This window comes from Paraburkholderia sp. FW306-02-B (assembly GCF_058782725.1).
The window spans coordinates 102081-112825 of sequence record NZ_JBYSXZ010000001.1 but is presented as its reverse complement, the minus strand read 5'-3'; the positions used below and the strand labels follow the sequence as shown (position 1 = coordinate 112825).

The 10745-nt window shown below is 62.7% G+C and carries 11 protein-coding genes; 4 read left to right on the top strand and 7 right to left on the bottom strand.

Annotation, left to right across the window (positions count from 1 at the left end):
- The first annotated feature begins 201 nt into the window (after positions 1–201).
- From AC3WOG_RS00455 to AC3WOG_RS00445, 3 genes are all read left to right on the top strand, one after another.
- A complete protein-coding gene (locus AC3WOG_RS00455) occupies positions 202–1404 on the top strand; it encodes a porin (RefSeq protein ID WP_492576124.1) in 1203 nt (400 codons plus the stop codon).
- 91 nt (positions 1405–1495) lie between these two features.
- Positions 1496–1765 carry a SemiSWEET transporter gene (locus tag AC3WOG_RS00450; protein ID WP_492576123.1) on the top strand — a complete coding sequence of 90 codons (270 nt, stop codon included), beginning with the start codon at positions 1496–1498 and terminating at the stop codon, positions 1763–1765.
- 240 nt (positions 1766–2005) lie between these two features.
- Complete coding sequence (locus AC3WOG_RS00445; protein WP_492576122.1) at positions 2006–2320, top strand: LysE family translocator; 315 nt, start codon at positions 2006–2008, stop codon at positions 2318–2320.
- A gap of 110 nt (positions 2321–2430) precedes the next feature.
- On the opposite strand, the gene AC3WOG_RS00440 is transcribed toward AC3WOG_RS00445, so the two are convergent.
- The 6 genes from AC3WOG_RS00440 to AC3WOG_RS00415 form a co-directional block, all read right to left on the bottom strand.
- Positions 2431–3225, bottom strand: coding sequence for an ABC transporter substrate-binding protein (locus AC3WOG_RS00440; RefSeq protein ID WP_492576121.1), 795 nt, complete (start codon positions 3223–3225; stop codon positions 2431–2433).
- A 96-nt stretch (positions 3226–3321) separates the two neighbouring features.
- Positions 3322–4476: a pyridoxal phosphate-dependent aminotransferase gene (locus AC3WOG_RS00435; protein ID WP_492576120.1), complete on the bottom strand. Its 1155-nt coding sequence runs from the start codon at positions 4474–4476 to the stop codon at positions 3322–3324.
- A gap of 295 nt (positions 4477–4771) precedes the next feature.
- Entirely contained in the window at positions 4772–6172 is a 1401-nt protein-coding gene (gene dbpA, locus AC3WOG_RS00430; RefSeq protein WP_492576119.1) for an ATP-dependent RNA helicase DbpA, read from the bottom strand.
- 36 nt (positions 6173–6208) lie between these two features.
- Positions 6209–6409 (bottom strand): hypothetical protein, encoded by a 201-nt coding sequence (locus AC3WOG_RS00425; protein ID WP_341313710.1) that lies wholly within the window; start codon positions 6407–6409, stop codon positions 6209–6211.
- 123 nt (positions 6410–6532) lie between these two features.
- Positions 6533–6964 (bottom strand): Cd(II)/Pb(II)-responsive transcriptional regulator, encoded by a 432-nt coding sequence (gene cadR / locus AC3WOG_RS00420; protein WP_492576118.1) that lies wholly within the window; start codon positions 6962–6964, stop codon positions 6533–6535.
- 49 nt (positions 6965–7013) lie between these two features.
- On the bottom strand, positions 7014–7304 hold the full coding sequence (locus AC3WOG_RS00415) for a hypothetical protein (protein ID WP_492576117.1): 291 nt from the start codon (positions 7302–7304) through the stop codon (positions 7014–7016).
- A 33-nt stretch (positions 7305–7337) separates the two neighbouring features.
- On the opposite strand from AC3WOG_RS00415, the gene AC3WOG_RS00410 reads away from it, so the two are divergent.
- Entirely contained in the window at positions 7338–9488 is a 2151-nt protein-coding gene (locus AC3WOG_RS00410; protein ID WP_492576116.1) for a heavy metal translocating P-type ATPase, read from the top strand.
- A 25-nt stretch (positions 9489–9513) separates the two neighbouring features.
- On the opposite strand, the gene AC3WOG_RS00405 is transcribed toward AC3WOG_RS00410, so the two are convergent.
- On the bottom strand, positions 9514–10557 hold the full coding sequence (locus AC3WOG_RS00405) for a helix-turn-helix domain-containing protein (RefSeq protein WP_492576115.1): 1044 nt from the start codon (positions 10555–10557) through the stop codon (positions 9514–9516).
- Positions 10558–10745: the final 188 nt, after the last annotated feature.

Genomic DNA, 10745 nt, shown 5'->3' with positions numbered 1-10745 from the left:
ACGTGTTCAGTTTTGGTTGAAGAAGGTCTGAAAGGATGAGGGGCAATCGTTCTTTTTGGCCTTTTTTCTGGCACGAGACTGCACACGTGTGCACATCACGCACATACGAGGAACGAGCCACTGGGGCGCGGCCGCATCAACGGCTGCACTCCACGGATTTTCCTTCACGAACGACAGAGGGAATTGGGAGTTAATGGAACGATGAAAAAGTCATGCTTCGCACTGCTCGCGCTCGGTACGTTCGGCGCCGCCGCATATGCTCAGAGCAGCGTCACGCTGTACGGTGTGGTTGACGCCGGACTCGGCTACACGAGCGGCCAACGCGTCGTCGTCGCGCCCGGCAAGGCCGGTCGCCCGACCAGCTATCAGAACAAGCCGTTCTACGGCTTCGCAAGCGGCACGTGGTCCGGTCCTCGCTGGGGCCTGAAGGGCAGCGAGGATCTCGGCAGCGGTCTGTCGGCGATCTTCCAGATCGAAAGCGGTTTCAACATCGGCAACGGTCAGAGCTGGTCGGGCGACCGTCTATTCGGCCGCCAGGCCTACATGGGCCTGTCGAGCAAGCAGTACGGTACCCTCACGCTCGGCCGCCAGTACGACCCGATCGTGATGTACGTGGCCTCGATCGGTCCGGGTTCGTTCACGACCGGCGTGACCGCTCACCCGGGCGATCTCGACAACGAAGACAACCAGTCGCGCGTCAACAACACGATTCTGTATCGCACCCCGGCCTGGAACGGCATGCAGTTCGGTGCCATGTACGGCTTCGGCAACCTGCCGGGCAGCGTGAAGGCCCGCAACATGTGGAGCGTAGGCGGTAACTACGAGTACGGCCCGTTCGCCGTCGGCGTGGCCTACCTCAATGCGACCAACAACACCACCCTGCCGCATTCCGACACATGGGACAGTTCGTATGACGGCTCGTTCGGTTCGTCGGTGACCGAGGGTTTCGCCAGCACCAGGGACTTGCAGATCATCGCTACCGCCGCTACGTACAAGGTCGGCAATGCACGCTTCGGTGTGAACTACGGCAACACGCAATACACGCCGGACGGTGGTTCCCTGTTCAAGCACAAGGAGACGTTCAATGCAGTGGGCGTGAATGCCGAATACAACTTCACGCCTTTCACGCGCGTCGCATTGGGCTACAACTACGCACGCGGCGCCAGGATCGACGGCGCATCGGCACCGACATACCACACTGTCGGCGCGGGCGCGTTCTACTCGATGTCGAAGGCAACCCAGTTCTACCTGATCGGCGGCTACACGCATGCCGCCGGCAAGACGCTCGACCGCTACGGCAATCTGGTCGATGCGACGGCAACGATCGGCGACTTCACGAGCGGCACGCCATCGGCCACGCCGACGCAGACCGTCGTTCGTGTCGGCATGCGTCACTCCTTCTAGGCAAGACGGAAGCCGGTTCCTGCAACCGGACCATCAGGCAGTCCGGCGCGGCCGCGCACTCGTGCGCCCGCGCCGCTCTCATTCGTACAACATGGCCCTGCTTTTCAAACTTCTGACCCAGCCAATCGGCTATATCGCCGCGACCTGCACCACGGCCTCGTTCGTGCCCCAGGTGGTACTGACCTGGCGCACCAAGTCCGCCGAAGGCGTGTCGTTCGGTATGTATGCGGTGTTCGTCACCGGCATCGCGCTCTGGCTCACTTATGGCATGCTGACCGGCAACTGGCCGGTAATCGTGGCCAACGCCGTCACGCTTGCGCTCGCGGTGTGCATCCTCGCGATGAAGCTGCGCTATGACTGAAGCCACGCGGCCGTTACGCGGATGCTTTCATGTCGCCTGAATTCATCGAAGCGCTTGTTAGACCCAGTGACCAGGAGTAGCACTAGCTGAGCCTGGTTTGACTCTTAATCAGTAGGTCGAGTGTTCGAGTCACTCACGCCCCACCAAAGATTCAAAACAATTTCCTTCAATACACCCCACCCCACCGCCCGATACCGTTGGCCGTCGCAAATCCTGCGCACCCACCTATCGAGGCATCAGATGACCGTCTTACTTTCCATGGCCGCCTTTGCGTTTGCCTCGTCGATCTCTCCCGGCCCGGTGAATGTCGTTGCGCTCAGCGCCAGCGCGCAGCAGGGACTCGCCGCGAGCATGCGGCACGTCACCGGCGCAACCGTCGGCTTCACGCTGCTGCTTCTGCTCATCGATCTCGGCCTGCACGCGTTGCTCGCTCACTTCCCCAATCTGATCACCGTCGTCCGGTGGGCAGGAGTCGGGTTTCTGCTTTACATGACCTCGGCCGCTGCGCCGCATGCACTGACTAGCCACCGCCGCAGCCTTGCCACGAGAGAATAGCCGGGAATCTCCTTCGTCGCCCGCCGAAAAGAACGGCTGCGGATATCCGACAAGTTCGGCGAGACGCGCGACGTAATGGAGCGTGGTTCCGTGAACCACGCCCCTTTGCATTACTTCGGCGTCACATCAATATTCCCCAGATACTTCGCCGCCAGCGTCTTCACCGTGCCATCGGCCTGCACCTTCGCGATCGCCGCATTCAACTGATCGCGCAGCGCGGTATCGCCCTTGCGAATGCCGAATGCAATACCGCTGCCGAGAATCTTGTCGTCGCGCACCGGCTGGCCGACGAAGGCGTAATCCTTGCCGTTAGGCTTCGACAGAAAACCTGTCTCTCCTGCCGGCGCCAGAACCAGCGTCGCGTCCAAACGGCCCGCGACGAGATCCGTATAGACCTGGTTCTGATCCTGATACGGCACGACGGTGACGCCCGCCGCTTCCCAATGCGCCTTCGCGAAGGTTTCCTGAATCGACGCCTGCAACACGCCAACGCGTTTGCCCTTCAACGATTCAGGGGTCGGCAGCAGACCGCTGTCGCGCTTCGCGATCAGTTGCGTCGGCACGCGATACACGACGGTGGTGAAATCGATCGCCTGACGGCGCTGCTCGGTCGCGTTCATCGCTGAATTGATGGCGTCGAACTTGCGGCCCTGCAACGCGGGAATCAAACCGTCGAACGACGTTTCGACCCACTTGCACGTCATATGCGCAGCAGCGCAGACCGCCTTGCCGACATCGATGTCGAGGCCTTGCAGCTCACCGTTCGGCCCTTTCGACTCGAACGGCGGATACTGCGCTTCGAGTCCGAAACGCAGCGTCGATGTATCGGCAGCAATTGCGGCAGACGACGCTGCCACCGATGCCAATGCGCAAGCCAGCGCCAGTAGAGGTTTGAGCAACTTCATAACAGGTCCCTTTCCCTTGAATTTATTGTGACGGCGAGCACGCAGCGCGACGATCATACTGCGGCCAAAAAAGGCCGCCGGCTCGTGCAGCGTCCATCAGATTTCGCACAAACGCCGCGCACCTTCGATCAGCGTCGCGTCATCCTTCGAGAAGCTCAGGCGGATCAAACCCGAATCCGTGCCGTCGGTATAGAACGCCGACAGCGGAATCGTCGCGACGCGCGCATCGCGTATCAGGCGCAGCACGAAATCGCTGTCGCTTTCATCGGAGAAGCCACGAAAGCGCGCGAGCATGAAGAAGCTGCCTTCGCTCGGCAGCAACTCGAAGCGCGACTCGCGCAGCGCATGCGCCAGCAGATCGCGCTTCTTCTGATAGAACGCGGACAGGCCGAGGTAGCTTTCGCGATTCGCGAGCGCGTCGACGAACGCGTATTGCATCGGCGTATCGGCGGAAAACACCATGAACTGATGGACCTTGCGGATCTCGTCCATCAGCGCGGCGGGCGCGAGGCAATAGCCGACACGCCAACCGGTCACGTGATACGACTTGCCGAACGACGACACGATCACGCTGCGCGCCGCGAGTTCGGCGTCGCAGGCCATGCTTTGATGCCTGGCGCCGTCGAACACCACATGTTCGTAGACTTCGTCGGAGAGGATCACGATATCGGTGTTGCGCGTAATGGCCTTCAGCCGGGCGATGTCGGCATCGCTGAACACGGTCGCGGTCGGATTGTGCGGCGTGTTGATGATGATCATGCGCGTCTTCGACGTGATCGCGGCGGCGACCTCGTCCCAGTTCACGCGGAAATCGGCGAGCGACAGTTTGATCGGAATCGGCTTCGCGCCTTGCAGGCGCACGATCGGCCCGTAGCTGTCGAACGACGGCTCGAAGTAGATCACTTCGTCGCCGGGATGCACCAGCGCGCTGATCGTCGAGTACAGACCTTCGCTGGCGCTGGCGATCACGGTCACTTCGCCGGCCGCGTCGTAACGCACACCGTATAGCGTCTCGACCTTGTCGGCGAGCGCGTCGCGCAGCGCGCCGATGCCGGCCATCGGGGCATACTGGTTGTGGCCGGCGCGCATGGCTTGCGCGACGCCGTCGATCAGCTTCGCGTCCGGCGCAAAATTCGGCGCGCCTTGCGACAGGTTCAACGCGTCGTATTGCGCGGCCAATTGTCCGATCACGGTAAAAATCGTCGTGCCTACGTCAGGCAGTTTCGAGCGGGCTTGCAAGGCGCTCTGCATAAGGCGTTCTCCATCGGGCGGCGGATTCGCGGACAGCCAGGTGCGTGGCAGTCCCATCCGGTTCGATGATTAGGCATCAGCCAAAGAACCGTCACAATCGAAACTTTGTCATGCGCGGCATGCGTTTATGTCATGGCTGGCGCAATACCGCGCCGGCGCGGGCTAAGCCAATGAAATCGCGGCTTTGAGGGAAGAAATGAGGCCGTGCGGAGAACGCGGAAAACGGCAGAGGTATGACGTAATGTGATGAATGCGGACGGCTGCGACCGGGCGATCGCAGCCGTTTGAAGCGGAATTACTCGTCCATCAAGCGGACTTTGACCTTCTTACCCTTCACCTTGCCGGCGCTGAGCTTGCGCAACGCGTCACGCGCGACACTGCGCTCCACGGCCACATAGGTCGACATTTCGGTCACGTTGATCTTGCCGATCTGCGAACCGGCGAAACCCGCTTCGCCGGTCAGCGCGCCGAGCACGTCGCCGGGGCGGATCTTTTCCTTGCGGCCACCGAGAATCTGCAGCGTTTCCATCGGCGGCAGCAGCGGCTCGTTGCTGGCGGCCTTCAGATCCGCCAGCTTGTGCCACTCGACGTCACGCTTGTGCGCCTGTTCGAGGCTGCCCACGCGGCCCATCTCGTTCATGCTCGCGAGGCTCAGCGCCCAGCCTTCCTGATCGGCACGACCGGTTCGGCCGATGCGGTGCACGTGCACTTCCGGGTCCGGCGTCACGTCGACGTTGATCACCGCTTCGAGTTGTGCGATGTCGAGGCCGCGCGCGGCGACGTCGGTGGCGACCAGCACCGAGCAGCTACGGTTCGCGAACTGGATCAGCACCTGATCGCGCTCACGCTGATCGAGTTCGCCATGCAACGCAAGCGCATGAAAACCTTGCGCGCGCAGCACGTCGAGCAGATCGCGGCATTGCTGCTTGGTGTTGCAAAACGCCAGCGTGCTCACCGGACGATAGTGATTGAGCAGCATACCGACCGCATGCAGGCGCTCATCCTCGGTCACTTCATAGAAGCGCTGACGGATCTTGGTGTTGTCGTGCCGCTCGGCGAGCTTCACTTCCTTCGGATTGCGCAGGAATTGCTGGCTGAGTTTGACGATGCCCTCGGGGTACGTCGCGGAAAACAGCAGCGTCTGGCGCTCTTTCGGACATTGCCGCACAACCGTGGCGATATCGTCGAAGAAACCCATGTCGAGCATGCGGTCGGCTTCGTCGAGCACCAGCGTGTTGAGCGCCTGCAACGGCAGGCTGCCGCGCTCGAGGTGATCCATGATCCGGCCCGGCGTGCCGACCACAACGTGCGCGCCGTGTTCGAGGCTGGCCGTCTGCGGACGCATCGGCGTGCCGCCGCACAGCGTCAGCACCTTGATGTTTTCTTCGGCGCGCGCGAGGCGCCGGATTTCCTGCGTGACCTGGTCGGCGAGTTCGCGCGTCGGGCACAGCACCATCGCCTGCACGGCGAAGTTGCGTACGTCGAGGCGCGCGAGCAGCGCCAGCGAAAACGCCGCGGTCTTGCCGCTGCCGGTTTTCGCCTGGGCAATCAGATCGTGGCCGGCCAGTGCGATCGGCAAGCTGGCGGCCTGGATCGGCGTCATCTCGACGTAGCCGAGCTGCGTCAGATTGGCGAGCGTCGCGGGCGGTAAGGGCAGCTCGCTGAACGGCGCGCCGGCTGTGGTGGGACTGTTCATAGGGGTGATGGCTCGCTATCGGCTGAAGGCTAAGGACTAATCGGCCATGGGGCCAAGGGTGGGACGGCCTTCGATCTGCTCGTAAAGCACCGAGCCATCGTCCGCGTCGAAACGCTCGACGTAATTGCGCGCGCCGCACATCGGGCAACGGAACAGGAGCCCTTGGCCCTCGTTCTTGATGACGACGTCCGACTGTTCCCACTGCGCGCCGCAGGACTGGTTTCTACAGGTAAACACGTTGATTCTCCAACTGGATTCGATTGTTGATTGGGCGGGACGTACGAGCGGCCCAGCCGTGAATGGGGTCGCTACCGAGGACATTGCCGAGGTCACCACCGCGGTGGCTACGGATAAAGCGCTTTAGCCCAGATGCGTATGCCGTGCACGCGTCGCGCTCACGTCCATACCGGTGAGGCCCTGAACGATGCCGCAGTCTTTGACCGCTTGCTCGCCATGGCATTGCTCGCGCAGCGTGGTCAGTTGCACTTTCAGTTGCTTCAGTTCGTCGATGCGCGTGTCGACATGCGCGATGTGCTCGTCGATCAATGCATTGATGCCGCCGCAGCCGTCCGCCGGCGCGTCGGTCAGACGCAGCAATGCACGGATTTCGTCGTGGGTCATGTCGAGCGCACGGCAATTCCGGATGAAACGCAGCCGTTCGACATGTTTCGCCGTGTAGCTGCGGTAATTCGCCTCGGTGCGCTCCGCTTCGGGCAACAGGCCCTCTTTTTCGTAGAAACGGATGGTTTCGGTCGTGCAATGGGCGATTTTCGCCAGTTCGCCGATTTTCATGGAGCCTCCAGATTGCGGCCTTGACCTTGTAGTGGCTTCAAGGTGTTTACTAGACCACAAATCGAACCAGGAAGCCACCATGCTTCACGCCAGCCAAGCCGAAGCAGAACGCCACGAACACGGTGAAGCCTGTGCCCACGGGCATAAAGCGCGTGCTCGTGAGCACGACCATGAGCAGGATCACAGCCACGGCGATGGCGAAACCTGCGGCCACGGCCACGAAGCGCATGCTCAAGAGCCTGGACAGGCTCACAGCCACAGCCACAGCCACAGCCACGGCGAAACCTGCAGCCACGACCACGCAGCGCATGCTCAAGAGCACGGACACGCTCATAGCCATGCCGACGCCGCCTGCTGCGGGAGCACGCCCGTTATGCCGTTACCGAGCCGGCTCCCACAATCCGAAAGCGTCGGCAGCGATGTACGCACCGCCATCCGCATCATGCAGATGGACTGTCCGACCGAAGAAGCACTGATCCGCAAGAAATTCAGCCGCATGCCGGCCGTGCGCAGCATGGATTTCAACCTGATGCAGCGGGTACTCACGGTCGTGCACGCGCCCGACGCGCTCGGCACCATCCTTGCCGCGCTACGCTCGCTCGACTTCACGCCTGAACTCGCCGACGCCAATCCAGACGCGGACGCAAGGCCCGCCGCGCCTCATGCGCCGTCCAGGCCGTGGTGGCCGCTGGCGCTGGCAGGCCTCGCCGCAGTGGGCTCAGAGGCCGCCAGTTGGCTCGGCGCGCCCGTCTGGCTGGCTGCGGGTCTGGCGATCCTCGCCATCGTCTCCTGCGGCCTGACAACGTACAGGAAGGGCTGGCTCGCGATCCGCAACGGCAACCTCAACATCAACGCGCTGATGAGCATTGCGGTGACCGGCGCGCTGATCCTGCGCCAGTGGCCGGAAGCCGCCATGGTGATGGTGCTCTTCACGATCGCCGAGTTGATCGAGGCAAAGTCGCTCGACCGTGCCCGCCACGCGATCAAAGGCCTGATGCGGCTGACGCCCGAACAGGCGAGCGTGCAGCAAGCCGACGGCAGCTGGCGTTCGCTGGAACTCAAATCGATTGCGCTCGGCGCCTTGGTTCGCGTGAAACCGGGTGAGCGCATCGCGCTCGACGGCGAAATCGTCACGGGCCGTTCGAGCGTGGACCAGGCGCCGATCACCGGCGAAAGCCTGCCGGTCGATAAAACCGTTGGCGACACGGTGTTCGCCGGCACGATCAACCAGACCGGTTCCTTCGACTATCGCGTGACAGCCGCGGCCAGCAACACGACGCTCGCCCGCATCATCCACGCAGTCGAAGAAGCGCAAGGCACCAAAGCGCCGACGCAACGTTTCGTCGATCAGTTCGCGCGCGTCTATACGCCGATCGTGTTCGCGACCGCGCTTGCCGTCGCGGTGCTGCCGCCGCTGCTGTTCGGCGGTCTGTGGCACGAGTGGATCTACAGGGCGCTGGTGATGCTGGTGATCGCGTGTCCGTGCGCATTGGTGATCTCGACGCCGGTGACGATCGTCAGCGGCCTCGCCGCGGCCGCCCGCCACGGCATCCTGATCAAAGGCGGCGCCTACCTCGAACAGGGCCGCAAGCTGACGTGGCTCGCGCTCGACAAGACCGGCACGATCACGCACGGCAAGCCCGTGCAAACGGAGTTCGCAGCGCTGGCCGATGTCGATGCCGCCCGCTGCCGGTCGCTCGCGGCGAGTCTCGCGGGCCGCTCGGATCATCCGGTGTCGATGGCGATTGCGGCAGCGGCCAAAGCCGAAGGCGTCGCGAGCGCGACAGTCGATGCATTCGAAGCGCTGACGGGACGCGGCGTGCGCGGCGACATCGACGGCTCGCCGTATTGGCTCGGCAACCATCGGCTGGTCGAAGAACTCGGCCGCTGCTCGGCATCGCTCGAAGCACGCCTCGACGCGCTCGAACGGCAAGGTAAAACGGTCGTGATGCTGCTGGACGCCGAACGCGTGCTGGCGCTGTTCGCCGTCGCCGACACGGTGAAGGACACGAGCCGCGCCGCTCTCGCCGATTTACATCGCCTCGGCGTGCGTACCGCGATGCTCACAGGCGACAACACGCACACGGCGGAGGCCATCGCGCAGCAGGTCGGCATCGACGAAACGCGCGGGGATCAGTTGCCTGAAGACAAGCTGAACGCGGTGGCGAGCTGGTCGAAGGGCGGTACCGTGGTCGGCATGGTCGGCGACGGCATCAATGACGCGCCGGCGCTCGCGCGCGCGGACATCGGCTTCGCGATGGGCGCGATGGGCACCGACACGGCCATCGAAACCGCCGACGTCGCGCTGATGGACGACGACCTGCGCAAGATTCCGCTGTTCGTGCGGCTCTCGAAGGCGACGCGTGCCGTGCTGGTTCAGAACATCACGTTGGCGCTGGGCATCAAGTCCGTTTTCCTGGTGCTGACGCTAATGGGCCTGGGCACGATGTGGATGGCGGTGTTCGCCGATGTGGGCGCGAGCTTGCTGGTGGTGGCAAACGGATTGCGGTTGTTGCGTCAATAAACGCCGGCCGCGTCACGCTAAAGCGCTAATGAGCGAACGAATAGGCGTGTTCTTCGGCACGTCCGTTGGCGGCGGCTTTCAAAGTATCCGAAGGCCGCATGCCGAACAGCTTCCGATAATCGGTGGCAAACTGGCTCAGATGCCAGAAGCCCCACGCCGCGGCAACATCCTGCACCGAACGCGACTCGCGCCACGCACTGCATAGATCACGGCGCGCGCCGTTCAGCCGGATCGTGCGCAGATACGTGGCGGGCGCCATGCCGAGCACATTCTGGAAGCAGTATTGCAAGGTGCGCCGGCTCACATGCAGCCGTTCGCACAACTCTGGCACATTGACCGCGCGATCGCGATTCGCCAGCACATATTCGCGCGCTTCCGAGACGATCGACTGACGGCGTGGACGCGCAGGCATCGCAATCTGCTCCGAGCCGGGCAGCGCGCCCACGTCGAATAGCGACGCCAGCACCGACGCCTGTAAATTGTTGCGCGCGAACGAGGACAGCGGCGCGGCGTTCGCCGCGCCGTCGTCGAGAAGCTGCCGCAGCGAAGCGCACAGGCGCTCCTTTCTCGCCATGCCGATCGGCACGACCTCCGTATTCGGCAAATGATCCGCCAAACCGACGCGCTCCACTTCGGCCGCGTAACGGCGCAACACCTCGCCTTTCACCACCACGCCGAAAATCTCGTAACCCGACGACGTCAGCAGTTCGAATTCGATCCCGCCCGGACGAAATGCGAGCGCATCGCCTGCGATCACCTGCGCGTCGATACGCCCGGAGCCTTCCGGACAAGTGGGAATGCCGAACCAGTAAGCGTCCTCCTGCACTTCGCAAGTCTGCCTTAGCGTGTGGCTGGTCGTTTCGACGAACACCTGCATGTGATCGAGACATAACTCCGTCAACCCGCCGACAAAGCGGCCGGCGGTCAACTGGTCATAGATCTGGCTCCAGCCGTGAAGGTTGCGCGCCTGTTCGTCGGCATCGTGGGCGACACGGGTGTGCACGCAAAAGCTCGGCTGCGGCGCTGCGGGCCGATCAGTAAAGCTGTCGCTTTGGAGTTCAATCGTCATACCGGGTCGGCGAAAAAGGAACATGAGCGGAATATTGAGGAAAAAAGAAGGCAATTCCCATGCCGAACGCATTCGCTGCGCGCGGCGTCGACAAGCGCCAACGCCCTGTTCAATTGATGAACAACGCTGCGCACACTGATCAGAAACGGGACGTTCACCCTGTAGCAGATTGAACAGCACATCGTGCG